A 24921-nucleotide genomic window follows, 5' to 3' on the forward strand; every position below is an offset into this window, starting at 1 on the left:
CCGTCTCAGGCGAACAGGCCGAGATTCTCTTTCGCCCAGGCTTCAAAGTCAGTGCAGCCGCCAATGTGCTTCTGATCGACAAAAATCTGCGGTACGGTTTCAACCGGTTTACCCACGGTTTTTTCCAGGTCGGCTTTGCTGATGCCTTCTGCGTGAATATCAATATAGCGATAGTTAAAATCATCACGCTCGTTGCTCAGTTTTTCCGCCAGCTCTTTGGCGCGAACGCAATAGGGGCAGCCTGGACGACCAAAAATTACCGTAAACATAGTCCTTCTCCTTAAACCTCAGCCGGATGGCGAATGCCGCGTATCATGCCGCGTTATGTCGAGGAGGGAAAGAAGGTTCTGCCTTTTGCTTCGATGGCTTAAGGCTATGTTTGGTAAATATTCTGCTGATGAAACCGCTATACTCCCCTGATACGCGACCGGTTTTTGCCCGGGAGCGTGCATGATTTTGACCGAAGGAGCGTTATGCGATCGCCCGCTGCATTACCAAAAAGCATTCTGGTAGTCGAGATTATCGGCATGGTGCTGTTGACCCTGGCCTGGCTCTCGCTCAACCAGTACGTCAGCCTGCCCGCGCCGTTTTCCAGCCCAACGGCGGCGCTGCTGATGATCTTCGCGGGGATCCTGCTGATGCTTCCGGCCGCCGTGGCGTTAATGTGGCGAGTGGCGAAAGTGATTGCCCCGCAGTTGACGCAAACGAAAACCCCACCTTCTTCATTGCCTGACAGAGAAAAACGAGATGACGCCGACCATTGAGCTGCTGCGTAGCCACCGTTCTATTCGCCATTTTACCGACGCGCCGATAAGCGACGAACAGCGCGCCGCGATTATTGCCAGCGCGCAGGGCGCTTCCAGCTCCAGTTTTTTACAATGCTCCTCAATTATTCGCGTTACCGACCCGGAAATACGCCAACAGCTGGTCCCGCTGAGCGGCGGCCAGCAGCACGTAGCGCAGGCCGCTGAATTTTGGGTATTCTGCGCTGATTTCAATCGCAATCTGCAAATCTGCCCGGACGCTCAGCTGGGCCTCGCCGAACAGCTGCTGCTGGGCTGCGTCGATACCGCGATTCTGGCGCAGAATGCGCTGGTGGCGGCGGAATCCCTTGGCCTCGGCGGCGTCTATATTGGCGGCCTGCGCAACAATATCGATGCGGTGACCGAGCTGCTGAAGCTCCCGCAGCACGTACTGCCGCTGTTTGGCCTGTGCCTTGGCTGGCCGGACGATAACCCGGAGGTGAAACCGCGCATGCCGTCGGCGATGCTGGTGCATGAAAATCACTATCAGCCGGTGGACGACGCGGTGCTTGCGGAATATGACGAGCAGATAGCGCAGTATTATCTCTCTCGCGGCAGCAATACGCGTCGCGATACCTGGAGCGACCATATCCGTCGGACTATTGTTAAAGAGAGCCGTCCGTTTATTCTGCAATATCTGCATAAGCAGGGATGGGCTACGCGCTGATTGCGTGTAAACTGCCCTCGGTCTGACGCAAGGAAATTCCGCAGGTCAGCGCTAATTGACTACCAGAGGCCCGCCAGAGCGGGTCTTTTCGCAGAGGTGCAGGGTGAAAATTGCCATATTATCCCGGGATGGAACGCTTTATTCATGTCGACGCCTGCGCGAAGCCGCGCAAAAACGCGGACACCAGGTGGAAATCCTCGATCCGCTTTCCTGTTATATGAACGTCAGCCCGGTGGCCTCGTCGATTCACTATAAAGGTCGCCAGCTCCCGCATTTTGACGCCGTGATCCCGCGCATTGGCACGGCGATCACCTACTATGGTACCGCGGCGCTGCGTCAGTTTGAGCTGCTGGGCAGCTATCCGCTGAATGAATCGGTGGCGATCACCCGCGCCCGCGACAAGCTGCGCTCGCTCCAGCTGCTGGCCCGTCAGGGGATCGATCTGCCGCTCACCGGTATTGCCCATTCGCCAGACGATACCAGCGACCTGATTGCCATGGTTGGCGGCGCGCCGCTGGTGGTAAAGCTGGTGGAGGGTACCCAGGGCATCGGCGTCGTGCTGGCCGAAACGCGCCAGGCGGCAGAGAGCGTCATCGACGCTTTTCGCGGCCTGAATGCGCATATTCTGGTGCAGGAGTATATCGCCGAGGCGAAGGGGCGGGACGTGCGCTGCCTCGTGGTGGGTAATGAAGTGGTGGCGGCAATTGAACGGCGAGCGAAGGAGGGGGATTTTCGCTCTAACCTGCATCGCGGCGGCGTGGCGTCGGTGGCGTATATCAGCGAGCAGGAGCGTGAAATGGCCATCAAGGCCGCGCAAACGCTCGGGCTGGACGTGGCCGGCGTTGATATCCTGCGCGCCGCGCGCGGTCCTCTGGTGATGGAGGTCAATGCTTCTCCTGGGCTGGAAGGAATTGAAACCACCACCGGCGTCGATATTGCCGGCAAAATGATCGCCTGGATCGAACGACAAGCCACGCCCGGATTTTGTCTGAAAATGGGCGGATAATTCCCTTTCACGACACCGTCATGGTACAGGACGCTTTTTTTGCGTAAGCTATGGCGTCGCATTTTTCACAGTAAGAGGTCACAGGTCATATGGATTCACTGGTCGTTCCGGGTCTTGATACGTTACGTCAATGGCTCGACGAATTGGGCATCAGCTTTTTTGAGTGTGATTCCTGCCAGGCACTGCACCTGCCGCATATGCAAAATTTCGAAGGCATTTTTGATGCCAAACTTGACCTGGTGGATAACGTGGTGCTTTTCTCCGCGCTGGCAGAGGTGAAACCCTCCGCGCTGCTGCCGCTCTCCGCCGATCTTTCTGCGATTAACGCCAGTTCGTTGACGGTGAAAGCTTTCCTCGATATTCAGGATGATAATCTGCCGAAGCTGGTGGTGTGCCAGGCCTTGACCGTAGGCGTCGGCGTGACGATCGATCAGTTCGCGTGGTTTTTCCGCCAGAGCGAAGAACAGATATCGATGGTCATCCTCGAAGCCAGCGCCAATCAGGTGCTGTATAAGTCTGAGGAAGAAGAGCCGGTGGCTGAGAATATTCAGTACCATTTTCTTCACTAAGCCTGTCGAAAAATAGCGCAGCCACTGCCATAGCGGCTGCGTATTACATGCTTTTATTCTGCTATTAACCTTCCGGAAAAGAATTTTTCACCGCCATTCCGCCGCTTTCGGCTTATCACATAGACCCTTATTGCATAAAAAATTGATAAAAGCCGTTTTTTTACCTGGGCTATAGCCTCTTATTCTGGCTACAGTTATTCTGACGCTGCTTCCAGTTGCGGGCAACCATTCCGGGAGAGGTCCTCTCTCCTTTTCTTAGGCAATGAAAAAATATGCATGATTATTGCATGCGAACAAGTGCGTATATTCAGCCCGCTTGTTAACGGGCATTGAGAAGGAATAAGAGATATGACCGCCTTTGGTAAAAAATGGTTAACAGGTCTGGTTACGGGTGCGCTGATGGCCGTTTCTGCCGGTTCGCTCGCAGCCGAACAAAAAACCCTGCATGTTTATAACTGGTCTGATTATATTGCGCCGGATACGGTGGCGAATTTTGAAAAAGAGACCGGTATTAAAGTGGTGTATGACGTCTTTGACTCCAACGAAGTGCTGGAGGGTAAGCTCATGGCGGGCAGCACCGGTTTTGACCTGGTGGTGCCGTCGGCGAGCTTCCTTGAGCGCCAGCTGGCGGCCGGGGTATTCCAGCCGCTGGATAAAAGTAAGCTTCCCAACTGGAAAAATCTCGACCCGGAAGTATTGAAGCTGGTCGCGAAGCACGACCCCGACAATAAATACGCGATCCCGTACCTGTGGGCGACAACCGGCATAGGCTATAACATCGATAAAGTGAAAGCCGTGCTGGGCAAAGATGCGCCGCTGGACAGCTGGGATCTGGTGATGAAGCCGGAAAACCTGGAAAAGCTGAAAAGCTGCGGCGTCTCCTTCCTGGATGCTCCGGAAGAGATTTTCGCCACCGTGCTGAACTATCTCGGCAAAGATCCTAACAGTACTAAAGCCGATGACTACACCGGCCCGGCGACCGATCTGCTGCTGAAGCTGCGTCCGAATATTCGCTATTTCCACTCCTCTCAGTACATCAACGACCTGGCGAACGGTGATATCTGCGTCGCTATCGGCTGGGCGGGCGACGTATGGCAGGCGGCTAACCGGGCGAAAGAAGCGAAAAACGGGGTGAATGTTTCCTACTATATTCCGAAAGAGGGCGCGCTGGCGTTCTTCGACGTCTTCGCCATGCCGGCGGATGCGAAAAACAAAGATGAGGCTTATCAGTTCCTGAACTATCTGATGCGTCCGGAGGTTATCGCCCACATCAGCGATCATGTCTATTACGCTAACGGCAACAAAGCCTCTGTTCCGCTGGTCAGCGAAGCGATCCGCAATAACCCGGCCATTTACCCGCCGGCTGACGTCTTCGCCAAGCTGTTCACCCTGAAAGTCCAGGATCCGAAAATCGACCGCGTGCGTACTCGCGCGTGGACGAAGGTGAAAAGCGGTAAGTAATTCTCCGTGAGTTGTAGGCCGGATAAGCGTCGCGCTGCCGGCAACAGGCGCACCGCGATGGTGCGCCTGCACCATGATTTGATTTCTGCCGGAGAACACCCCGTGAATGATGTGATTCCTCGCCCGCAGGCGAAAACCCCCAAAGCGCTGACCCCGCTGCTGGAAATCCGTAATTTAACCAAGTCCTTCGATGGCCAGCACGCCGTCGATGACGTCAATCTCACCATTTATAAAGGCGAAATTTTTGCCCTGCTGGGCGCATCCGGCTGCGGCAAGTCAACCCTGCTGCGCATGCTGGCGGGATTTGAACAGCCTACCGCCGGACAGATTGTCCTGGATGGCGTCGATCTGGCGCGGGTGCCGCCGTATCAGCGGCCGATTAATATGATGTTCCAGTCCTACGCGCTGTTTCCCCATATGACGGTGGAGCAGAATATCGCCTTTGGCCTCAAGCAGGACAAATTGCCCAAGGCCGAAATCACCAGCCGGGTGCAGGAGATGCTGGCGCTGGTGCATATGCAGGAGTTCGCAAAGCGTAAACCGCATCAGCTCTCCGGCGGCCAGCGTCAGCGCGTGGCCCTGGCCCGCAGCCTGGCGAAAAGACCGAAACTGCTGCTGCTTGATGAGCCAATGGGGGCGCTGGATAAGAAGCTGCGCGACAGGATGCAGCTGGAAGTGGTCGATATCCTTGAGCGCGTCGGCGTTACCTGCGTGATGGTGACCCACGATCAGGAAGAGGCGATGACCATGGCGGGGCGTATCGCCATTATGAACCGCGGTAAGTTCGTGCAAATCGGCGAGCCGGAGGAAATCTACGAGCACCCGACCACCCGCTACAGCGCGGAGTTTATCGGCTCGGTCAACGTCTTTGAAGGGTTGGTGAAAGAGCGGCAGGAAGATGGCCTGGTGCTGGACTCTCCGGGCCTGACCCATCCGCTGAAGGTCGATCCCGATGCCTCTGTCGTCGATAACGTGCCGGTGTGGGTGGCCCTGCGCCCGGAAAAAATCATGCTCTGCGAAGACCCGCCCGCGGATGGCTATAACTTCGCGGTGGGCGAGGTTATCTATATTGCCTATCTCGGCGACCTGTCTATCTACCATGTGCGCCTGAAAAGCGGGCAGATGCTGAGCGCTCAGCTGCAAAACGAACACCGTTACCGTAAAGGGGCTCCCACCTGGGGTGATGAGGTGCGTTTGTGCTGGGATGCTGATAGCTGCGTCGTGTTGACGGTGTAAGGAGAGGGCGATGAGTACATTAGAACCCCCGTCAGGCGTAAAAAAACCTGGCGGTTTTGCGCTGTGGCTGGCGCGGCTGCAGATGGCCCACGGGCGCAAGCTGGTCATTGCGCTGCCCTACGTGTGGCTGATCCTGCTGTTTCTGCTGCCGTTCCTGATCGTCTTTAAAATCAGCCTTGCGGAGATGGCGCGGGCGATCCCACCCTATACCGACCTGCTGGAGTGGGCCGACGGTCAGCTTACTTTAACGCTGAATCTCGGGAATTTCCTGCAGCTCACCGACGATCCGCTCTATTTTGAAGCGTATCTGCAATCGCTTCAGGTGGCGGCGATCTCGACGTTCTGCTGCCTGCTGTTGGGGTATCCGCTGGCGTGGGCGGTGGCGCACAGTAAGCCATCGACGCGAAATATCCTGCTGCTGCTGGTGATCCTACCCTCATGGACCTCCTTCCTGATCCGCGTTTATGCCTGGATGGGGCTGCTGAAAAGCAACGGCGTGCTGAACAACTTCCTGCTGTGGCTGGGGGTCATCGACCAGCCGCTGGAGATCCTGCACACCAACCTGGCGGTCTATATCGGTATTGTTTACGCCTATCTACCGTTTATGGTGCTGCCGATCTATACCGCCCTCACGCGTATCGATTACTCGCTGGTGGAGGCGTCGCTGGATCTGGGGGCCCGGCCGCTGAAGACCTTCTTCCAGGTGATCGTTCCCCTCACCAAAGGCGGGATTATTGCCGGGTCGATGCTGGTGTTTATTCCGGCCGTCGGGGAGTTCGTTATCCCGGAACTGCTGGGCGGGCCAGACAGCATTATGATTGGCCGCGTGCTGTGGCAGGAGTTTTTCAATAACCGCGACTGGCCGGTGGCGTCTGCGGTGGCGATCGTGATGCTGTTGCTGCTGATCGTACCGATCATGTGGTTCCACAAGCATCAGCAAAAACAGGTGGGGGAACACGGATGAATAATTTACCGGTAGTCCGTTCGCCGTGGCGAATTTTGATTCTGCTGCTCGGCTTTACCTTTCTGTATGCCCCGATGCTGATGCTGGTGATTTACTCATTCAACAGCTCAAAGCTGGTGACGGTATGGGCGGGGTGGTCGACGCGCTGGTATCGCGAGCTGTTTCATGACGATGCGATGATGAGCGCGGTAGGCTTAAGTCTGACCATTGCCGCCTGCGCCGCGACGGCGGCGGTGATCCTCGGTACCATTGCCGCAGTGGTGATGGTGCGTTTTGGCCGCTTCCGCGGTTCAAACGGCTTTGCTTTTATGATCACCGCGCCGCTGGTGATGCCCGATGTGATTACCGGCCTGTCGCTGCTGCTGCTGTTTGTCGCGCTGGGGCATTCAATTGGCTGGCCGTCGGATCGCGGCATGCTGACCATCTGGCTGGCGCACGTCACCTTCTGTACCGCGTACGTCGCGGTGGTCATTTCATCGCGCCTGCGTGAGCTGGACCACTCTATTGAAGAGGCGGCGATGGATCTGGGCGCCGCGCCGCTGAAGGTCTTTTTCGTCATTACGCTGCCGATGATTATGCCGGCGGTGGTCTCCGGTTGGCTGCTGGCCTTTACGTTGTCGCTCGACGACCTGGTTATTGCCAGCTTTGTTTCCGGGCCGGGGGCGACGACGCTGCCGATGCTGGTCTTCTCCAGCGTGCGCATGGGGGTCAACCCGGAGATTAACGCCCTGGCGACGTTAATCCTCGGCGTGGTCGGGATTGTTGGTTTTATCGCCTGGTATTTGATGGCCCGCGCGGAAAAGCAGCGGGTGCGCGATATCCAGCGTGCAAGAAGCGGCTGAACCACCTAAAATCTGCAATAGAGTTAACATCGGCGCCGCATTTGTGGCGCCGTTTTCATGGAAGACTTTACGTTGGGATTGTTTACTAAAACGCGTTCCTCTCATGCTCGTCTTAACGTTCCTGCGCTGGTGCAGGTGGCGGCCTTCGCCATTATTTTAATCCGCGGCCTGGATTTGCTGATGATCCTCAACCAGCTTGGCGTTCAGGGAATCGCGGATTTTGTCCATCGCAGCGTGCAGACCTGGGCGCTCACCCTGGTGTTTCTCTCAAGTCTGGTGCTGGTATTTATTGAAATCTGGTGCGCGTTTTCGCTGGTAAAAGGGCGCAACTGGGCGCGTTGGCTGTTCCTGTTGACGCAGATTATCGTGATTGGCTACCTGTGGGCCGCTTCATTGGGCTACGGTTATCCCGAGCTGTTTAGTATTGCCGGGGAATCGAAGCGCGAAATCTTTCGCTCCCTGGTGCTGCAAAAACTACCGGATCTGCTGGTGCTGGCGATGCTGTTTGTGCCGGCCCCGTGCCGACGCTTTTTCCGTTTACAGTAACGGTGATACAATCCCCGCCCCTGTTTTTTTGAAGGTCTTGTTATGCATTGCGCACTTTATGACGCGGGCCGCTGCCGCTCCTGCCAGTGGCTGGAACTGCCGGTATCCCAACAGCTCGCCGATAAAATGGCCGATCTGCGCGCGCTTCTCGCCGATGCGCCCGTCGCTGACTGGTGCGCACCGGTTTGCGGGCCGGAAAGCGGGTTTCGCAACAAAGCGAAAATGGTGGTCAGCGGTAGCGTGGAGCGCCCATTGCTCGGGATGCTGCACCGTGATGGCGCCCCGGAAGACCTGACCGACTGTCCGCTTTATCCGCAAAGCTTCGCGCCCGTCTTCGCTGCGCTCAAGCCGTTTATCGCCCGCGCCGGGCTCACGCCCTATAACGTTGCCCGCAGGCGCGGAGAGCTGAAGTACATTCTGCTGACCGAAAGCCGGCTCGACGGCGGTATGATGCTGCGCTTTGTCCTGCGCTCGGAGAGCAAGCTTGCCCAGCTGCGCGCCGCGCTGCCGGAGCTTCAGGCGCTGCTGCCGCAGCTGCAGGTGATTACCGCCAATATTCAGCCGGTGCATATGGCCATCATGGAAGGAGAGCGGGAAATTTTCCTCACCGACCAGCAGGCGCTGGCGGAAAATTTCAACGGCGTGCCGCTGTGGATCCGCCCGCAAAGCTTCTTTCAGACCAACCCGGCGGTGGCCAGCCGTCTGTATGCCACCGCTCGCGACTGGGTGCGCCAGCTGCCGGTCAACCATATGTGGGATCTCTTCTGCGGGGTGGGCGGCTTTGGTCTGCACAGCGCAACGCCTGAGATGCGCCTGACCGGGATTGAAATTGCCCCGGAGGCGATCGCCTGCGCGAAGCAGTCCGCGGCGCAGCTCGGGCTGAATAATCTGCATTTTCAGGCGCTCGATTCCACGCAGTTTGCGACCGGCGAAGGCGACATTCCCGATCTGGTTCTGGTGAATCCGCCGCGTCGCGGTATCGGCGACGGCCTGTGCGACTATTTAAACCGTATGGCGCCAGGCTTTATTATCTACTCCAGCTGCAACGCCCGGACGATGGCGAAAGATATCGCTCGCCTGGCCGGTTATCGCATTGAGCGGGTCCAGCTGTTCGATATGTTCCCCCATACCGCCCACTATGAGGTACTGAGCCTGCTGGTTCGCGAAGTATAAACAAAATGTGAACTCTTCAGGCGGTGAAGATCGGGTAAGCTTGGCTAATCAGAACGTAAGAATAGCGGAGTGCTGCCGGTGGCAAAAAAAATCCTGTTGGTTGAAGATGATGAAGATATCGCCGCGCTGCTGCGCCTGAATCTGCTGGATGAAGGTTATCAGATTGTCCACGTGGCGGACGGAGCCCAGGCCCTGCGCCTGCTGGAAAAAGAGCTTTGGGATGCGGTGATCCTCGACCTGATGCTGCCGGGCGTAGACGGTCTGGAAATTTGTCGGCGCATTCGTCAGCAAACCCGCTATCTGCCGGTGATTATTATCAGCGCTCGCGCCAGCGAAACCCAGCGGGTACAGGGGCTGGAGATGGGAGCGGATGATTATCTGGCCAAACCGTTTTCGATTCTCGAACTGACCGCCAGGGTCAAAGCGGTGTTCCGTCGTCAGGAGGCGATGGGGCAGAATCTGCTGATGGATGCCGGCCGTATCGCCAGCCATGGTTTAAGCATTGACCCCTTGTCGCGCGACGTTAAGCTGCGCGGCGAGACGGTGGATCTGACGCCGCGCGAGTTTGACCTGCTCTACTACTTTGCCCGCCATCCGGGGGAGGTCTTTTCCCGCCTTGAGCTGCTTGATCGGGTGTGGGGCTATCAGCACGACGGCTATGAGCATACGGTCAATACCCATATCAACCGCCTGCGCACCAAAATTGAGCGCGACCCGGCGGAGCCGGACATCATTCTGACCGTCTGGGGAAAAGGCTATAAATTTGCCGTGGAGCGCAAAGAGGCGCAGCCATGATCCGCCGTCTCAGCCTCAGCCAGCGCCTGGCGCTGGTGTTTACCTCACTGCTGCTGCTCTGTGCCATAGCCGTTTGTCTGATCCAGCTGTACAGCAGCGCGCAGTACGGCAATGTCATGGTCCAGCGTCTCTCCGCCGGGCTGGCGCAGCAGATCGCCGCCCGCGAGCCGCTGCTGGACGCTCAGGGGCAGGTTGATCGCCGGATGCTGAAGCCGCTTTTTGATCGGCTGATGACCTTCAATCCCAGCGTAGAGCTGTATCTGCTTTCGCCCGACGGCGAGCTGCTGGCCGACGCCGCGCCGCCGGGGCATATTAAGCGCCAGCGCATCGATCTGGCGCCGGTGCAAACGTTCCTGTCCGGCGGCGCCTGGCCGGTGTACGGCGACGATCCGCGCAGCCTTGATAAGCAAAAGGTGTTTAGCGTGGCGCCGCTGCGCCAGGACGGCCAGCTGCGCGGCTATCTCTACATTATCCTGCAGGGTGAAACCTTTAATGAACTGGCGGCGAGCGCCTGGCAGAAAACCTTGTGGAGCCTGCTGCTGTGGACTCTGCTGCTGGTGGCCGGTCTCGGCGGGCTGGCGGGCTGGCTTGCCTGGTTCTGGGTAACGCGCCCGGTGCGTCAGCTCACCGCGCTGGTGGCAACCGACAGCCAGGACAGTATTCATGCGATAAAGGCGCTGGCGGCGCAAACTCCGGAGGCGAACCCGGGGAATGAAGTGGCCGTGCTGCATAATCGCTTTATTGAACTGGCTCGTCAGATTGCCGGGCAGTGGGACCGTCTGGCCGACAGCGATCGCCAGCGGCGAGAATTTGTCGCCAATATCTCCCACGATTTACGCACGCCGCTCACCTCTTTGCTGGGATATCTGGAAACGTTAAGCCTGAAGGCCGATCGCCTGACGATGGAGGAGAACAAGCAGTATCTGAATATCGCCCTGCGCCAGGGGAACAAGGTCCGCCATCTTTCTCAGCAGCTGTTTGAGCTGGCTCGCCTGGAGCACGGAGGGATTAAGCCGCAGCCGGAAACCTTCGTGCTGGCTGAGCTGGTGCAGGATGTCGCGCAAAAATTCGACCTGGCAATCGCGACGCGCAATATCGGTCTACGGCTGGATCTGGCCGCCGGGCTACCGCCGATAACGGCGGATCTCTCGATGATTGAACGGGTGCTGACTAATCTGCTCGATAACGCCATTCGCCATACGCCGGAAGGTGGGCTTATCCGCCTGACGGCGCGTCGCTCAGGGCCGGAGTTTATCGTCGAGGTGGCCGATAGCGGACCGGGCGTTGCCGGTGAGCTGCGGGCTACCTTGTTCGAACGGCCTTCGGTGCTTGAACCTGGCGCGCAAAGCGCATCACGAGGGGGACTGGGGTTGATGATTGTGCGACGGATGCTGCAGCTTCACGGCGGCGATATTCGCCTGCTTGAAGCGCCGGCAGGGGCCTGTTTCCAGTTTACCCTGCCGGTGTAAGGTGGCGGATTGGCCGATCGGGCGGTCTATCGCCGCCTGCTAAACGGTAGCCCGGGTAAGGCGTTTACGCCGCAACCCGGGAAATGCGCCGGGATTGAGGCTTTAGTGCGGCTTCGTCCCGGGCCGCGCTGCGCTTGCCCCGGCTACGGCGACTGTCTGCGGACCGGTAGCCCGGGTAAGGCGTTTACGCCGCAACCCGGGAAATGCGCCGGGATTGAGGCTTTGGTGCGGCTTCGTCCCGGGCCGCGCTGCGCTTGCCCGGGCTACGGGGCCACGGCTGTCTGCGGGCCGGTAGCCCGGGTAAGGCGTTTACGCCGCAACCCGGGGAATGCGCCGGGGTTGAGGCTTTGGTGTGGCTTCGTCCCGGGCCGCGCTGCGCTTGCCCGGGCTACGGGGCCACGGCTGTCTGCGGGCCGGTAGCCCGGGTAAGGCGTTTACGCCGCAACCCGGGGAATGCGCCGGGGTTGAAGCTTTGGTGTGGCTTCGTCCCGGGCCGCGCTGCGCTTGCCCGGGCTACGGGGCCACGGCTGTCTGCGGGCCGGTAGCCCGGACAGGCGCATCAAGCGCCGCCTCCGGGAATGCTTACTCCGGGAACCACTGCTTGCTGATTTTCTCGTAGGTGCCGTCGGCTTTAATCGCCTTCAGCGCGGCGTTCAGTTTTTCCAGCAGCGCTTTGTTATCCGGGCGTACCGCAATGCCGAGGCCGGTACCGAAGTACTGCGCGTCGGTGACTTTCGGCGTTGCCGCGCCCAGCTGCGGGTTGGTTTTTAGCCACTCGTTGACCACGGCGGTATCGCCAAACACCCCATCAATACGGCCATTTTTCAGGTCGATAAACGCATTCTGGTAGCTATCGTAAGCCACGGTTTTCACTTCCGGATGTTTATCCTGCAGGTATTTCTGGTGCGTGGTGCCGTTTTCCATCCCGATACGTTTGCCTTTCAGATCGGCGAAAGAGTGGAAGGCATCTTTCTTCGAGATAACCAGCGCGGAGTTAGCGTAGTACGGGTCGGTAAACGCCACCTGCTTGCTGCGCTCCGGGGTAATGTCCATGCCGGAGATGACCGCATCATATTTCTTGAATTTGAGCGCCGGGATCAGGCTGTCGAAGGCATGGTTGGTGAACGTACACTCAGCCTGCATCTGCTTACACAGCGCGTTTGCCAGATCGATGTCGAAACCAGCGATCTGGTTATTGGCGTCCATCGATTCAAACGGTGGGTAAGTTGCAGAAACGCCAAAGCTGATTTTTTCTGCGGCAGCGGCGCCAAAGGCGAAAGTGCTAAGCAGTGCGGCCAGAACTAACTTTTTCATTGTGGAACTCCCGTCGGTCAATCTTATGATGTTGTGCCGTGTCTGCGGCTGGGAGTAACAATGCCACTAAATGAATTTGTATTCAATAATCATGGATAATTATTTTAATTGAAATAAAAAAAGACGGATAATTCAGTGAGCTTATCCGTCTTTATTTGGCTTTTTATGCGTTTTTAATTACGTCGCTCAAAGGCCAGCGCTTTATGTTCCACCAGGCGCATCAGCAGCGTCAGCAGGCCATTGACCACCAGATAGACAATGCCGGCGGCGCCGAACACCATCACATCATAGGTACGTCCATAGAGCAGCTGGCTGTGGCCCATCACTTCCATCAGGGTAATGGTGTAGGCCAGAGACGTACTCTTGAACACCAGCACCACTTCGTTGGAGTAGGAGGAGAGGGCGCGTTTAAAGGCGTACGGCAGCAGGATCGCCAGCGTATCTTTCTTACTCATTCCCAGCGCGCCGCAGGATTGCCACTGGCCATCCGGGATGGCGCGAATGGCGCCATAAAACAGCTGCGTGGTATAAGCGGCGCTGTTGAGAGAAAGGGCGATCAGCGCGCAGAGCCAGGGCTCGGAAATCAGATGCCAGAGTACCGGATACTCCTGCAGCGACGGGAACTGTCCCGGGCCGTAGTAAATCAGGAAGATCTGCACCAGCAGCGGCGTGCCGGTAAACAGCGTGATATAGCCGCGCACGATCCACACCAGCCCCGGCGTTTTTAGCGTCAGAATGATGGTGAAGATCAGCGACAGAATCAGCGCCACGACGATAGAGGCTGCGGTCAGCGTCAGGCTGGTATGCAGCCCTTTTAGCAGTTCGGGTAAGTAATCAAGCATCAGCCTGGTCTCCGTTCGAAGCGCGTCGCACGCTGGTCAATACGTTTCAGAATGTACTGACTCAACAGGGTGATGACCAGATAGATTGCCGCCGCGATGATATACCAGTTAAACGGCTCCTGGGTTCGGGTGGCGATGCTTTTAGTTTGCAGCATCAGATCGTTGACGCTGATCAGGCTCACCAGCGCGGTATCCTTCAGCAGCACCAGCCACTGGTTGCCGAGTCCCGGCAGCGCGTGGCGCCACATTTGCGGCATCACTAAGCGAAAGAAAATAGCGGCTTTCGATAATCCCAGCGCCTGACCGGATTCCCATTGCCCCTGCGGAACGGCTTTAAGCGCTCCGCGCAGGGTCTGCGATGCGTAAGCGGCATACAGCAGAGAAAGCGCGATAGCCCCGCAGAGGAACGGACTGACGTCGAAGTTTTCAATCTGCATCTGTACCGGGATCTGCACAATGCCGAGATTGATCGTAAAACCATCAGAAAGGGTCAGCAGCAGCTGTGAGGAACCAAAATAGATAAACAGAACCACCAGAATTTCCGGTAGTCCGCGCAAAAGGGTGACAATGCCGGTTGCGAGCCAGGCGACCGGACGCAGCTTTACCGACTCGAGGACGGCAAAGAGCATCGCCAGCACCAGGCCGATGATCAGGGCGCAAACGGCAAGGCCGACGGTCATCCCGGCGGCGCTTGCTAATGGAAAAAATTCGTTCATTCAGCGTTACTTCTGGAACCATTTGTTATAGATAGACTGGTAAGTCCCATCGCTTTTCACTTTTTCCAGCGCAGCGTTAAATTTCTGCTGCAGTTCGGTATTGCCCTGGCGCAGCGCAATGCCGAGACCGGTGCCGAAGTAGTCTTTATCGGTCACCTTGTCGCCCACCGCGGCCAGCTTCGGATTGCTCTTCAGCCATTCGGTCACCACGGCGGTATCGCCGAATACGGCATCAATACGGCCGTTCTGCAGGTCCAGCTTCGCATTCTGGTAGCTGTCGTAAGGAACGGTCGTGATTTCCGGGTGTTTGTCGGTGATGAATTTCTGGTGAGTGGTGCCGTTCTGCACGCCAACTTTCTTGCCTTTCAGGGCGTCAATGCTGGTGAATTTACCCTGCTGGCCGACGAACAGCGCGGAGTTTTCATAGTACGGGGTGGTGAACAGCACCTGTTTTTCACGCTCAGGGGTGATGTCCATCCCGGCCATGACCGCGTCGAAACGGCGGAACTTCAGGCTGGGGATCAGGCTGTCGAAAGCCTGGTTGGTAAAGGTGCAGGTGGCATCAATCTCTTTACACAGCGCGTTCGCCAGATCGACATCAAAGCCGACAATTTTGTTATTGGCGTCGATCGATTCAAACGGAGGGTAGGAGGCCTCGGTGGCGAAACGAATGGTCTGGGCTGCGGTAGCGGAGAGGCTCATGCCCGCAAGAAGAGCGGCAATCAGTACTTTTTTCATCGTCATTTCCCCGAAAACATCAATGTGAAAGATAGTTTTTAAACGCGTCGGTCTGCGGATGCGCGAAGCAGCCGGCATCACCTTGTTCAACGATATGGCCATTTTCCATATAGACCACGCGGCTGGCTGTTTTGCGCGCCACTTCCACTTCGTGGGTGACGATAACCTGCGTAATACCGGTTTCAGCCAGTTCGCGGATAATACTGACGATCTGGGCAGTGATTTCTGGATCGAGCGCCGCCGTGGGTTCATCGAACAGCAGAACCTGCGGTTCCATCATCAGGGCGCGGGCAATAGCGACGCGCTGCTGCTGGCCGCCGGAAAGATGCAGCGGGTAGCGATCGCTATAGGGTTTCAGGCGCAGACGTTCGAGCAGCTTTTCAGCGCGGGCTAAAGCCTGATCTTTGCTCAAACCGAGCACGCGGCAGGGAGCTTCAATCAGATTTTGCTGCACGGTCAGATGCGGCCACAGATTGTACTGTTGGAACACCATACCCACGTTCTGGCGCAGCTCGCGAATGGCTTTGTCAGAAGGCGCTTTGGTAAAGTCGAAATGATTTCCGGCGATATGCAGCGTACCGGAACGCGGCATCTCCAGCAGATTGAGGACGCGCAGCAGCGAGCTTTTACCGGCACCGCTTGGGCCGAGCAGCACCAGCGTTTCCCCCTGCGGGCAATCCAGCGTGATGTCGAACAGCGCCTGGTGTGCGCCGTAGAAGCAATTAATGCCGTTTAATTTTATGCTCATCTGGGCAGTCTGATACATATAGCAATTGAGGCCGCAAATAGTACCTTTGGCAGAATAGTTATGCAATATTTATGCGTTAAAAGTTAAATGTAAACCATGTTTACATTTAAAGTTAGCACAAAATATGGCTTCGTGAAGGTGGGATAAGTCAATGTCGGCATTACCAGCGGAAATGCCGACATTTTACCGGGGTTATTTCATTCGGCCCGAGCGGCCCAACGCCTGGATTAGCGTTTTTCCAGACTCTGACGCAGGGTGCCCGCCGGCGCATGGGCGTTGTTGCCGAGGTAGCGCACGTCATCCACGGCCCAGCACTGGCCTTCCTGAATCATCAGCACTTCGTCTTTCCAGCTTTGGGTGCCCTGTTTCAGCTCCACGCGCAGGGGAATATTGCGCGCGTCGCGATTAGGGATGGTGGAGGCGCTGGCGACATCGGCGCTGTCGGCTGGCGTTGTGCTACTGGAGAAAAGATTTGACTGCAGCAGGGCGTTGTTAGACGGGTCCTGACGCGCGTCGTTCAGCAGTTTTGCCAGACCGTCGCTCAGGTATGGGCGCAGCGCGGTTAAATCGCTGTTGCGGTGCTGTACCTGGTAGTCATAAAACTTCTGCGCTACGTCATCCGGGCCGCCTTCGATGCAGGGGCCGCTGCGGGTGCCGTTATCTTTGTACGCAGGCGTGACGGTAGTACAGGCGCTGAGCGCCAGCGCGCAGGGGAGGACTAATGCAAGAACTTTGTAGCGCATGATGATTTCCTTATGAGCTCACTACGTTAGAATATCTTTTCAAGCATAGTGTATCAGATAGGGATTGTGCTTGACCCTTAGAGCTAACGCATTGAACGCTAAAGAAGGAGTTTCATCATGCAATTTTCCACCACTCCGACCCTCGAAGGTCAGCCCATCATTGAATACTGCGGCGTCGTCACGGGGGAAGCGATTCTGGGCGCCAACGTATTCCGCGATTTTTTCGCCAGCATCCGCGATATCGTCGGCGGTCGTTCCGGCGCCTATGAAAAGGAGCTGCGTAAGGCCCGTGAAATTGCGTTTGAAGAGCTGAGCGAGCAGGCGAAGGCGCTGGGCGCCAATGCGGTGGTCGGGATTGATATTGACTACGAAACCGTCGGTAAAGATAGCAGCATGCTGATGGTCAGCGTTAGCGGCACCGCGGTGAAGACCCGCCGATGAGAACTTGCCGGGCAGGCGTACTGCTGGCGCTGCTGCTGGCGGGCTGCGCCAGCGAAAAAGGTATTATCGATCGCGATGGCTATCAGCTGGATACGCGCCATCCGGCGCAGGCGGCATATCCGCGCATCAAAGTGCTGGTGATTCACTACACCGCCGACGATTTCGACGTTTCGCTGGCGACGCTGACGGATAACCAGGTGAGCTCTCACTACCTGATCCCGGAGAAACCGCCGCTGCACGGAGGTAAACCGCGGATCTGGCAGCTGGTGCCGGAAGAGGAACTGGCCTGGCATGCGGGCGTCAGCTTCTGGCGCGGCAGCACGCGCATTAACGACACTTCGATTGGCATCGAGCTGGAGAACCGCGGCTGGCAAAAAACGGCGGGGGTGAAAAGCTTTACGCCGTTTAATCCGGCGCAGATTGACGCCCTGATCCCGCTGGCGAAAGATATTATCGCCCGCTACCACATCGCGCCGCAGAACGTGGTCGCCCATGCGGATATCGCGCCGCAGCGCAAAGACGATCCGGGGCCGCTGTTCCCGTGGCGCAGGCTGGCCGAGCAGGGGATTGGCGCATGGCCTGATGCCCGGCGCGTGGCATTTTATCTGCAGGGCCGTCCGTCATACGAGCCGGTAGACGCCGCAGCGCTGCTGGACGTCCTGGCGCGCTACGGCTATCAGGTGACGCCGGAAATGACGCCAGCGCAGCAGAAGCGGGTCATTATGGCTTTCCAGATGCACTTCCGTCCCGCGCGCTGGGACGGGGTTGCCGATGCGCAAACCCTGGCGATAGCCGAAGCGCTGCTGGAAAAGTACGGGCGTGGTTAATAGTGCAGCTTGCCGTGGTCCTTCAACCACGCGGCGGTGCGGAGTATCCCTTCATCCATCGTGATGACCGGCTGATAGCCTAGCTCCTGCTGGGCGCGGGAGATATCAAGAGTAAAATCAAAGTTCAGCTTAGAGACGCCGTAGTGGGTAAATGCGGGCTCTTTCGCTGACTTATTGCCAAAGCGCTCCATGCTGCGGGCGATGATATCCAGCATGGGATAGGGAACCGAACGGATGCGGCACTTAATCCCCAGCTCGTCTATGAGTTTCTGCACAATGCTGTGCAGGGTTTGCGGTTCGCCGTTAGTAATGTTGTACGCGCGGGCCGAGGGCAGAAGGTCACTCTGCGGCTGGCTGGCGAGCCACATCGCGTGTACCGCGTTTTCATAGTAGGTCATATCCACCAGCGCGCTGCCGCCGCGCGGCAACAGGACGCTGCCGTAGTGCTGCATCATCTGCGCCAGGCGCGGGATAAACACTTTATCATGCGGGCCAAACAGGCTTTGCGGGCGCAGGATTGTAAAACGGGTATTTGGGTTGGCCTGCGCCAGCAGATTGATCACATCTTCGCTTGCCGCCTTGCTGCGGGCGAATTCGTTGGCGAAACGCTGCGGGCGGAAATCCTCCGCAACATCGCGATGATGGTGATAATCAAAATAGAGCGACGGCGAAGAGATATGCACGAAGTTGCGCACGCCCCAGGCAACCGCCCACTCGCCGAGACGCCGGGTCGCGCGCACGTTAGCTAAATCGAAGGCCTGCTGGGTGCCCCACGGCGAGGTAAAGCTGGAACAGTGCCACAGGGTATCGATACCGGCGAGCATCACTTTGGCCTGCGAAGAGACCAGCTCGGTTAAGTCCGCAGGGACGAACTCTGCGCCCATTTTGCTCAGAAGCTTGCCCATCGCTTCGTTGCGCCCGGTCGCTCTGACGCTAATGCCCCTGTTACGCAGATATTCCACCGCGTTGCGGCCCAATCCGCTGGTCGCACCGGTAACCAGTACCTTCATATCGATCCACTGTTTAACAAAAGAATTTCGTGCGCATTTTTCCGTGATTCTGACTACGATGCAATGAGAATCATGAAAGAATTCTGCACCTATACTCTATTTGATGGTGATTTGCTCCGCCAGGTGGGCGATGCGTCGCGCCATACCGCGAAAAATAAACAGATGCGCCGGGATCATCAACAGCCAGTAGAAAAGCCCCGGCATACCGTGCGGGTGCCACCAGGCGCGCACGTCCAGTTCGCGATGATTGCCTTTATCGCGCAGGGTAAAGCTCAGGCGGCCAAGGCCGGGCGCTTTCATGCCGAATAACAGCGTCAGCTGCTTTTCCGGCTCGACGATAATCACCTTCCAGCTGTCCACCGCATCGCCGGTCTGCAGATATTCATTTTCCGGGCGACCTTTTGCCAGCCGGTGACCGACCAGCAGATCCATCGCCCCGCGCGTTTTCCACAGAGCGTTGCCGAAGAAATAGCCCTCTTTGCCGCCAATTTGGTTGACTACCTTCCACAGCGCAGCAAGGCTGGCGGAAGTGTTAACGGTACAGCCTGCCTGTTTCGGATAGTAGCCGTACTCGGGCCGCCAGCGGGCGAAGGCCTGCGCATCGTAGCCCCAGTCGCTGGAGTTCACCAGTTGCTCCTCTTCTTTAAGCGTAAGGCGCACCGCTTCATCAAACGCGATAAGCGGTTGAGGAATTAAGGCCCGCAGGGTCCGATCGTCGGCGATCAGATCGTGCTTTAGCCCCTGGATCAGCGCTTTGGCCGTGGTTGGCGGCACTGAGGTAATGACGTTGAGAAACCACACCGAAATCCAGCGGGTCGGGAAAGGGATGGGGATCAGCGGGCGGCGTTTGCCGCTGACCGCCATAAAGCGGATGAACTGCTGCTGATAGCTCAAAATTTCCGGTCCAGCGGCTTCAAACACCCGATGCTCCCGGGCCGGATGATTAAGCAGCTGCAGCAGATAGTAGAGTAAATTTTCCAGCGCAATCGGCGTGGTGCGCGAGCGCACCCAGCGCGGCGGCGTCAGCACCGGCAGGTTGTAGACCATATCGCGCATCACTTCGAAGGCGGCGGAACCGGCGCCGACGATAATGCCGGCGCGAACTTCCGCTACCGGAACGCCTGATTCGCGCAGCAGATCGCCGGTGATCTGGCGGGCGCGCAGATGATCGGATTGCTCCTGCTTCGCCACCTGTAAGGAACTGAGAAAGATGACTTCGTTCACCGGCGACTTGCGCAGCGCGTCGCGAACGTTGAGGGCGACCCGCCGTTCGTGGCGGATAAAGTCGCCGCCTTCGCCCATCCCGTGCACCAGATAGTAAACGGTATCAGCCTGCGCCAGCAGGGCGGGTAGCGCGTCCGGCTGGTTTAAATCGAGCGAATAGCACTCGACGCCGGGGATCTGCTGTTTTTTAAGCCTGTCGATCTGGCGTGCCGCCGCCAGCACGGTGAAGCCCTGCTCGCTGAGCCTTTTCACCAGATGCTGGCCGATATAACCGCTGGCGCCAAGCACCAGAATTCGCTGCGACACGCCGGACTCCTTAACGGTTTAAAAATGCCTGCCAGTGGCTAACCACCTCGGTGAGCTGCTGGCGGTTAACGTCAATATGCGTCACCAGGCGCACGATGGGCGAGGCGTTGATCAGCACCCCGCGTTCGCGCAGATACTCGCCCAGCGCGGCGGCGCGCGCTTCACCGACGCGAACAAACAGCATATTGGTATCATGACGCGTCACCTCGGCGCCGGCGGCGCGCAGCTGCTCCGCCATCCACGCGGCGTTGTCGTGATCCTCTTTTAAGCGCGCGACGTTGTTCTGCAGGGCATACAGGCCCGCGGCCGCCAGAATCCCGGCCTGACGCATCCCGCCACCGACCATTTTCCGCCAGCGGATAGCGCGGTGAATGTACTCTTCGCTCCCCACCAGCAGTGAGCCTACCGGCGCGCCGAGTCCTTTAGACAGGCAGATGGTGAAGGAGTCGCAGTAGCGGGCGATCTCGCGCAGCGCGCAGCCGTATTCCACGACGGCGTTAAAAATACGCGCCCCGTCAACGTGCAGCCCCAGGCCGCGCTGGCGCGTAAACTCCCAGGCATCTTTGAGATATTCACGCGGCAGCACTTTGCCGTTATGGGTGTTTTCCAGCGATAGCAGCCGGGTAGGGGCGAAATGGATATCGTCCGGTTTGATTTTGGCCGCGACTTTATCCAGCGGCAGGGAACCGTCCGCTGCGGCATCGATTGGCTGCGGCTGGATGCTGCCAAGCACCGCCGCGCCGCCGGCTTCGTAGAGATAGTTATGCGCGCCCTGGCCGACGATATACTCTTCACCGCGCTGGCAGTGGCTGAGCAGGGCGACCAGGTTGGCCTGGGTGCCGCTAGGCAGGAAGATAGCGGCCTCTTTGCCCGCCAGGTCGGCGGCAAAGCGCTGGAGTTCGTTAACGGTCGGGTCATCGCCATATACGTCATCCCCGACCGGGGCGGCCATCATGGCTTCCAGCATGGCGCGGCCCGGACGGGTAACGGTATCGCTGCGTAAATCTATCATGTCATATCCTTATACACTTCATCCTTCGCTCTGCCCCGGCGTTGGCTGCTCCCTCAAACCCCGGTCACAGAGTTATCTCTGCGCCCGGGGGTTTTCGGCCTTGCCGCCTTGAGGCAACACGAATAATTTTGCGTATGAATTGAAAAGGATATTTTTACCTTAGCCAGTTAGTTTTCGCCAGTTCGATAACTTCGTCGCCGCGGCCGCTGATAATCGCGCGCAGCATATAAAGGCTGAAACCTTTGGCCTGCTCCAGTTTAATTTGCGGCGGCATCGCCAGCTCTTCACTGGCGACGACCACATCTACCAGGACCGGGCCATCGGTAGCGAAAGCGGTTTGCAGCGCTTCATCAACCTCTGACGCGCTTTCAACACGTATGCCCTTAATGCCGCAGGCTTCGGCGATGCGGGCAAAGTTGGTGGCGTGAAGTTCAGTGCCGTCTGTCAGATAGCCCCCGGCCTTCATCTCCATCGCCACGAAGCCCAGGACGCTGTTATTGAAGATAACGATCTTCACCGGCAGCTTCATCTGCGCCAGCGAGAGAAAATCCCCCATCAGCATGCTGAAGCCGCCGTCGCCACACATTGCCACAACCTGACGGTCAGGGGCGGTGGCCTTCGCACCGATGGCCTGCGGCATGGCGTTAGCCATTGACCCATGGTTGAACGATCCGAGCAGGCGGCGCTTACCGTTCATCTGCAAATAGCGCGCGGCCCAGACGGTCGGCGTACCCACGTCACAGGTAAAGATGGCATCGTCGTCGGCATAGTGGCTGATGCGCTGCGCCAGATACTGCGGATGAATTGTTTTTTCGCTGGGCTTCGCCAGGTCATCAAGCCCCTTGCGCGCGTCGCGATAGTGTTCCAGCGCTTTATCGAGGAACTTACGGTCGGTTTTCTCCTCAAGATGCGGCATCAGCGCGCTGAGGGTCGATTTAATATCGCCGACCAGCGCCATATCCACTTTACTGTGGGCGCCAATACTGCCGGGATTGATATCAATCTGAATGATTTTCGCGTCCGTCGGGTAGAAGGCGCGATAGGGGAACTGGGTGCCGAGTAGCACCAGGGTGTCGGCGTTCATCATGGTGTGGAAGCCGGAGGAGAAGCCAATCAGTCCGGTCATCCCCACATCATAAGGGTTGTCGTATTCTACGTGCTCTTTGCCGCGCAGCGCGTGAACGATAGGCGCTTTGAGCTTCGCGGCGAAGTCTACCAGCTCTTTATGCGCCCCGGCGCAGCCGCTGCCGCACATCAGGGCGATGTTGCTTGAATAGCGCAGCAGCTGGGCCAGCTTTTTCAGCTCTTCTTCCGCCGGCGTCACCTGCGGCAGCGGCGCGTGGTACCAGTGGCTGCTGGCGCTTTCCGGCGCGGCTTTCAGCGCAACGTCGCCGGGAAGCACCACTACCGAGACGCCGCGGTTAATCACCGCTTTGCGCATGGCGATGGCCAGCACCTGCGGGATCTGTTCCGGGGTTGAGACCAGTTCACAGTAGTGACTGCATTCCCGGAATAGCTCCTGTGGATGCGTTTCCTGAAAATAGCCGCTGCCGATTTCGCTGGAAGGAATATGGGCGGCGATGGCCAGAACCGGAACGTGATTGCGGTGGCAGTCGAAAAGGCCGTTAATCAGATGCAGGTTGCCCGGCCCGCAGGAGCCTGCGCAGACCGCCAGTTCGCCGGTAAGCTGCGCTTCCGCCCCGGCGGCGAAGGCGGCCACTTCTTCATGGCGCGTGGGCATCCAGTCGATGGTCCCCATACGGTTCAGGCTGTCGCTTAAGCCGTTGAGCGAATCCCCGGTTACGCCCCAAATACGTTTAACGCCAGCCTGTTCAAGAGTTTTGGCAATGTATGCCGCCACGGTCTGTTTCATGGTTCTCCATCTCCTTTTTGTGATAACGCTTACAAGCTTAGATGAAACTGCCAGTTACGCTCGCTTTAACCTCTCATTTTCCGCTGGTTTTTTTCAGTGAAAACTCCGCATAATCTGAGCTCACATAAAGTGGTAAACAGGAATCATTTCAAATGGTTAAATCGCTGTTAAATGCTGTTAATAAACTGCTATCCCATGACGATTTCGGCAAACTCTTGTTACGACTTGCCGTTGGCGGGCTGATGCTGTTTCACGGGTTGCATAAGCTATTTGATGGCGTAGGGGGAATCAGCAATATGCTGGTAGCAAAAGGATTGCCGGGGTTTATCGCTTATGGGGTTTTAGTGGGCGAGGTGGTAGCGCCTTGCCTGCTGATTCTGGGAGTGCTTACGCGTCCGGCGGCGCTGGTGCTGGCGTTTACGATGGTCGTGGCCTGGCTGATGGTCGGGACGGGCAAAACCTTTGCGCTGGATGCGGTAGGCGCGTGGGCGATTGAGAGCCTGGTCTATTTCTTTGTTGGCGCGCTGGCGATTGCCTTCCTCGGGGCAGGGCGCTATGCCATCGGCGGCAATTCGGCCTGGCGGTAAACATTGCCGGACGGCGTTGCGCCATCCGGCAGCTGAGGGTTAAGCCAGTACCAAATCACCCTGCGGGTGGCAGGAGCAGGCCAGCACGTAGCCTTCAGCGATTTCCGCATCGGTTAACGTCATGGTACTGCTGACGGTATATTCTCCGGAAACCACTTTGGTTTTGCAGCAGCCGCAGACGCCTGCGCGACAGGCGACGGTAACCGGCACCTTATTGCTTTCCAGCGCTTCGAGCAGCGTGGTGCCGACCGGCGCGTAGAACGCTTTCGCCGGCTGCAGTTTGGTGAACTTCAGGCCGCTGGTAGCGGCTTCCGCTACCAGCGTAAAGAACTGCTCTTTAAAGAAACGCGTCGCGCCCAGCGCTTTCACCTCCTGCTCAACCCAATCCATATACGGCGCCGGGCCGCAGGTCATCACGGTACGGGAGGTCAGATCCGGTACACTTTTCAGCAGATCGATCGTCAGTCGGCCAGAAACAAAACCGTGGGTGGCATTGTTTTCAGCGACTAAGGTCACCGGATATTCGCGCCATTCGTCGGCAAAAATAACATCTTGCGGTGAACGAACGTTAAAGATCACCTGCACATCGGCCTGCGGGCGGTACTTTGCCAACCAGCGACGCATTGACATGATTGGCGTAACGCCGCAGCCAGCAGCCAGCATCAGGAACTTATCTTCAGCCTTATCTTCACAGGTAAATTCACCCATGGCATCGGACAGCCAGATATAGTCGCCGCGCTTCACGTCGCGGGTCAGCCACTGTGAGCCTGCGCCATCGTCAATCCGACGGATGGTCAGCGTGATGTACTCGCTTACTCCCGGCGTCGATGAAATGGTGTAAGCACGCAGCGTCTCCGCTGAATTACGTACGCTGACCAGTGCATACTGCCCGGCACGGTACGGATAATAGTCGTGGCACAGCAACGAAATTGTCCATACATCCGGCGTTTCCTGATGGATGTGATGAACCTGCATCCGCCATGGGCACTGATGAGTTGGCATTGTCATT

The 24921-nt window shown here is 57.7% G+C and carries 27 protein-coding genes; 15 read left to right on the plus strand and 12 right to left on the minus strand.

The features are described from left to right. Positions 1-5 precede the first annotated feature (5 nt). Positions 6-269 carry a GrxA family glutaredoxin gene (locus tag BJF97_RS10020; protein ID WP_004100567.1) on the minus strand — a complete coding sequence of 88 codons (264 nt, stop codon included), beginning with the start codon at positions 267-269 and terminating at the stop codon, positions 6-8. A gap of 204 nt (positions 270-473) precedes the next feature. Between BJF97_RS10020 and BJF97_RS10025 the strand changes: the two genes are divergently transcribed. The 12 genes from BJF97_RS10025 to BJF97_RS10080 all read left to right on the plus strand — a co-directional run bounded on the left by BJF97_RS10025 (position 474) and on the right by BJF97_RS10080 (position 11531). After that, entirely contained in the window at positions 474-764 is a 291-nt protein-coding gene (locus tag BJF97_RS10025; protein WP_009653259.1) for a YbjC family protein, read from the plus strand. Further along, entirely contained in the window at positions 748-1470 is a 723-nt protein-coding gene (nfsA, locus tag BJF97_RS10030) for a nitroreductase NfsA (RefSeq protein ID WP_025108025.1), read from the plus strand. Before BJF97_RS10025 ends, nfsA begins: the two co-directional genes overlap by 17 nt. Positions 1471-1573: 103 nt before the next feature. Next, on the plus strand, positions 1574-2476 hold the full coding sequence (gene rimK / locus BJF97_RS10035) for a 30S ribosomal protein S6--L-glutamate ligase (protein ID WP_009653278.1): 903 nt from the start codon (positions 1574-1576) through the stop codon (positions 2474-2476). Between the two features lie 89 nt (positions 2477-2565). Beyond that, positions 2566-3045, plus strand: coding sequence for a YbjN domain-containing protein (locus BJF97_RS10040; protein WP_004849367.1), 480 nt, complete (start codon positions 2566-2568; stop codon positions 3043-3045). Positions 3046-3393: 348 nt separating this feature from the next. After that, positions 3394-4506, plus strand: coding sequence for a spermidine/putrescine ABC transporter substrate-binding protein PotF (potF, locus tag BJF97_RS10045; RefSeq protein WP_014228600.1), 1113 nt, complete (start codon positions 3394-3396; stop codon positions 4504-4506). A 102-nt stretch (positions 4507-4608) separates the two neighbouring features. Continuing rightward, on the plus strand, positions 4609-5742 hold the full coding sequence (potG, locus tag BJF97_RS10050) for a putrescine ABC transporter ATP-binding subunit PotG (RefSeq protein ID WP_004134592.1): 1134 nt from the start codon (positions 4609-4611) through the stop codon (positions 5740-5742). 10 nt (positions 5743-5752) lie between these two features. Then, positions 5753-6706 carry a putrescine ABC transporter permease PotH gene (gene potH, locus BJF97_RS10055; protein WP_014228601.1) on the plus strand — a complete coding sequence of 318 codons (954 nt, stop codon included), beginning with the start codon at positions 5753-5755 and terminating at the stop codon, positions 6704-6706. Continuing rightward, a complete protein-coding gene (potI, locus tag BJF97_RS10060; RefSeq protein WP_004130847.1) occupies positions 6703-7548 on the plus strand; it encodes a putrescine ABC transporter permease PotI in 846 nt (281 codons plus the stop codon). The genes potH and potI overlap by 4 nt, the downstream gene beginning before the upstream one ends. 57 nt (positions 7549-7605) lie before the next feature. Then, complete coding sequence (locus tag BJF97_RS10065; RefSeq protein WP_004100588.1) at positions 7606-8094, plus strand: YbjO family protein; 489 nt, start codon at positions 7606-7608, stop codon at positions 8092-8094. A 42-nt stretch (positions 8095-8136) separates the two neighbouring features. Next, a complete protein-coding gene (rlmC, locus tag BJF97_RS10070; protein WP_032694258.1) occupies positions 8137-9267 on the plus strand; it encodes a 23S rRNA (uracil(747)-C(5))-methyltransferase RlmC in 1131 nt (376 codons plus the stop codon). 78 nt (positions 9268-9345) lie between these two features. Next, positions 9346-10062, plus strand: a complete 717-nt coding sequence (locus tag BJF97_RS10075; protein WP_004849381.1) for a response regulator transcription factor — start codon at positions 9346-9348, stop codon at positions 10060-10062. Further along, the gene (locus BJF97_RS10080) at positions 10059-11531 is read left to right on the plus strand and encodes a sensor histidine kinase (protein WP_014228604.1); all 1473 of its coding nucleotides are present in this window, start codon (positions 10059-10061) and stop codon (positions 11529-11531) included. Before BJF97_RS10075 ends, BJF97_RS10080 begins: the two co-directional genes overlap by 4 nt. A 582-nt stretch (positions 11532-12113) precedes the next feature. Here the strand turns inward: BJF97_RS10080 and artJ are convergent. From artJ to BJF97_RS10110, 6 genes are all read right to left on the minus strand, one after another. Next, positions 12114-12845, minus strand: coding sequence for an arginine ABC transporter substrate-binding protein ArtJ (gene artJ / locus BJF97_RS10085; protein WP_014228605.1), 732 nt, complete (start codon positions 12843-12845; stop codon positions 12114-12116). A 173-nt stretch (positions 12846-13018) separates the two neighbouring features. After that, positions 13019-13687: an arginine ABC transporter permease ArtM gene (artM, locus tag BJF97_RS10090; protein WP_014228606.1), complete on the minus strand. Its 669-nt coding sequence runs from the start codon at positions 13685-13687 to the stop codon at positions 13019-13021. After that, on the minus strand, positions 13687-14403 hold the full coding sequence (gene artQ, locus BJF97_RS10095; RefSeq protein ID WP_004100599.1) for an arginine ABC transporter permease ArtQ: 717 nt from the start codon (positions 14401-14403) through the stop codon (positions 13687-13689). Before artQ ends, artM begins: the two co-directional genes overlap by 1 nt. A 6-nt stretch (positions 14404-14409) precedes the next feature. Next, positions 14410-15141: an arginine ABC transporter substrate-binding protein ArtI gene (gene artI / locus BJF97_RS10100; protein WP_004130868.1), complete on the minus strand. Its 732-nt coding sequence runs from the start codon at positions 15139-15141 to the stop codon at positions 14410-14412. 19 nt (positions 15142-15160) lie between these two features. Continuing rightward, positions 15161-15889 (minus strand): arginine ABC transporter ATP-binding protein ArtP, encoded by a 729-nt coding sequence (gene artP / locus BJF97_RS10105; RefSeq protein WP_004111834.1) that lies wholly within the window; start codon positions 15887-15889, stop codon positions 15161-15163. 227 nt (positions 15890-16116) lie between these two features. Beyond that, complete coding sequence (locus BJF97_RS10110; protein ID WP_004849391.1) at positions 16117-16632, minus strand: lipoprotein; 516 nt, start codon at positions 16630-16632, stop codon at positions 16117-16119. 117 nt (positions 16633-16749) lie between these two features. Between BJF97_RS10110 and BJF97_RS10115 the strand changes: the two genes are divergently transcribed. Beyond that, a complete protein-coding gene (locus BJF97_RS10115; RefSeq protein ID WP_004100606.1) occupies positions 16750-17073 on the plus strand; it encodes a heavy metal-binding domain-containing protein in 324 nt (107 codons plus the stop codon). Continuing rightward, positions 17070-17900 carry an N-acetylmuramoyl-L-alanine amidase gene (locus BJF97_RS10120; protein ID WP_014228608.1) on the plus strand — a complete coding sequence of 277 codons (831 nt, stop codon included), beginning with the start codon at positions 17070-17072 and terminating at the stop codon, positions 17898-17900. The genes BJF97_RS10115 and BJF97_RS10120 overlap by 4 nt, the downstream gene beginning before the upstream one ends. Here BJF97_RS10120 and BJF97_RS10125 read toward each other — a convergent pair. The 4 genes from BJF97_RS10125 to poxB all read right to left on the minus strand — a co-directional run bounded on the left by BJF97_RS10125 (position 17897) and on the right by poxB (position 23325). Beyond that, positions 17897-18910: an NAD-dependent epimerase/dehydratase family protein gene (locus tag BJF97_RS10125; RefSeq protein ID WP_009653274.1), complete on the minus strand. Its 1014-nt coding sequence runs from the start codon at positions 18908-18910 to the stop codon at positions 17897-17899. The genes BJF97_RS10120 and BJF97_RS10125 overlap by 4 nt on opposite strands. A gap of 96 nt (positions 18911-19006) precedes the next feature. Further along, complete coding sequence (locus BJF97_RS10130) at positions 19007-20440, minus strand: DUF2867 domain-containing protein (protein WP_032694257.1); 1434 nt, start codon at positions 20438-20440, stop codon at positions 19007-19009. A 10-nt stretch (positions 20441-20450) separates the two neighbouring features. Next, the gene (ltaE, locus tag BJF97_RS10135; protein WP_032694256.1) at positions 20451-21452 is read right to left on the minus strand and encodes a low-specificity L-threonine aldolase; all 1002 of its coding nucleotides are present in this window, start codon (positions 21450-21452) and stop codon (positions 20451-20453) included. Between the two features lie 154 nt (positions 21453-21606). After that, positions 21607-23325: a ubiquinone-dependent pyruvate dehydrogenase gene (poxB, locus tag BJF97_RS10140; RefSeq protein WP_014228612.1), complete on the minus strand. Its 1719-nt coding sequence runs from the start codon at positions 23323-23325 to the stop codon at positions 21607-21609. Between the two features lie 152 nt (positions 23326-23477). On the opposite strand from poxB, the gene BJF97_RS10145 reads away from it, so the two are divergent. Next, on the plus strand, positions 23478-23912 hold the full coding sequence (locus BJF97_RS10145) for a DoxX family protein (RefSeq protein WP_014228613.1): 435 nt from the start codon (positions 23478-23480) through the stop codon (positions 23910-23912). Positions 23913-23951: 39 nt separating this feature from the next. Here BJF97_RS10145 and hcr read toward each other — a convergent pair whose 3' ends face one another. Then, positions 23952-24920, minus strand: coding sequence for an NADH oxidoreductase (gene hcr / locus BJF97_RS10150; protein ID WP_032694255.1), 969 nt, complete (start codon positions 24918-24920; stop codon positions 23952-23954). Between the last annotated feature and the right edge of the window lies 1 nt (position 24921).

Origin of the sequence: Klebsiella sp. LTGPAF-6F, assembly GCF_001753185.1 — a bacterium.
Classification (GTDB): Bacteria; Pseudomonadota; Gammaproteobacteria; order Enterobacterales; family Enterobacteriaceae; genus Klebsiella; species Klebsiella michiganensis.

Excerpts from the sequence above, each read along its gene's own strand:
- potF (WP_014228600.1), top strand. The coding sequence starts at position 3,394 with ATGACCGCCTTTGGTAAAAAATGGTTAACAGGTCTGGTTACGGGTGCG.
- artQ (WP_004100599.1), bottom strand. The coding sequence starts at position 14,403 with ATGAACGAATTTTTTCCATTAGCAAGCGCCGCCGGGATGACCGTCGGC.
- BJF97_RS10125 (WP_009653274.1), bottom strand. The coding sequence starts at position 18,910 with ATGAAGGTACTGGTTACCGGTGCGACCAGCGGATTGGGCCGCAACGCG.
- BJF97_RS10110 (WP_004849391.1), bottom strand. The coding sequence starts at position 16,632 with ATGCGCTACAAAGTTCTTGCATTAGTCCTCCCCTGCGCGCTGGCGCTC.
- poxB (WP_014228612.1), bottom strand. The coding sequence starts at position 23,325 with ATGAAACAGACCGTGGCGGCATACATTGCCAAAACTCTTGAACAGGCT.
- BJF97_RS10115 (WP_004100606.1), top strand. The coding sequence starts at position 16,750 with ATGCAATTTTCCACCACTCCGACCCTCGAAGGTCAGCCCATCATTGAA.
- BJF97_RS10080 (WP_014228604.1), top strand. The coding sequence starts at position 10,059 with ATGATCCGCCGTCTCAGCCTCAGCCAGCGCCTGGCGCTGGTGTTTACC.
- rlmC (WP_032694258.1), top strand. The coding sequence starts at position 8,137 with ATGCATTGCGCACTTTATGACGCGGGCCGCTGCCGCTCCTGCCAGTGG.
- hcr (WP_032694255.1), bottom strand. The coding sequence starts at position 24,920 with ATGACAATGCCAACTCATCAGTGCCCATGGCGGATGCAGGTTCATCAC.
- BJF97_RS10025 (WP_009653259.1), top strand. The coding sequence starts at position 474 with ATGCGATCGCCCGCTGCATTACCAAAAAGCATTCTGGTAGTCGAGATT.
- BJF97_RS10120 (WP_014228608.1), top strand. The coding sequence starts at position 17,070 with ATGAGAACTTGCCGGGCAGGCGTACTGCTGGCGCTGCTGCTGGCGGGC.
- BJF97_RS10040 (WP_004849367.1), top strand. The coding sequence starts at position 2,566 with ATGGATTCACTGGTCGTTCCGGGTCTTGATACGTTACGTCAATGGCTC.
- ltaE (WP_032694256.1), bottom strand. The coding sequence starts at position 21,452 with ATGATAGATTTACGCAGCGATACCGTTACCCGTCCGGGCCGCGCCATG.
- BJF97_RS10065 (WP_004100588.1), top strand. The coding sequence starts at position 7,606 with ATGGAAGACTTTACGTTGGGATTGTTTACTAAAACGCGTTCCTCTCAT.
- potI (WP_004130847.1), top strand. The coding sequence starts at position 6,703 with ATGAATAATTTACCGGTAGTCCGTTCGCCGTGGCGAATTTTGATTCTG.
- nfsA (WP_025108025.1), top strand. The coding sequence starts at position 748 with ATGACGCCGACCATTGAGCTGCTGCGTAGCCACCGTTCTATTCGCCAT.
- artM (WP_014228606.1), bottom strand. The coding sequence starts at position 13,687 with ATGCTTGATTACTTACCCGAACTGCTAAAAGGGCTGCATACCAGCCTG.
- potH (WP_014228601.1), top strand. The coding sequence starts at position 5,753 with ATGAGTACATTAGAACCCCCGTCAGGCGTAAAAAAACCTGGCGGTTTT.
- artP (WP_004111834.1), bottom strand. The coding sequence starts at position 15,889 with ATGAGCATAAAATTAAACGGCATTAATTGCTTCTACGGCGCACACCAG.
- BJF97_RS10145 (WP_014228613.1), top strand. The coding sequence starts at position 23,478 with ATGGTTAAATCGCTGTTAAATGCTGTTAATAAACTGCTATCCCATGAC.
- artI (WP_004130868.1), bottom strand. The coding sequence starts at position 15,141 with ATGAAAAAAGTACTGATTGCCGCTCTTCTTGCGGGCATGAGCCTCTCC.
- BJF97_RS10020 (WP_004100567.1), bottom strand. The coding sequence starts at position 269 with ATGTTTACGGTAATTTTTGGTCGTCCAGGCTGCCCCTATTGCGTTCGC.
- artJ (WP_014228605.1), bottom strand. The coding sequence starts at position 12,845 with ATGAAAAAGTTAGTTCTGGCCGCACTGCTTAGCACTTTCGCCTTTGGC.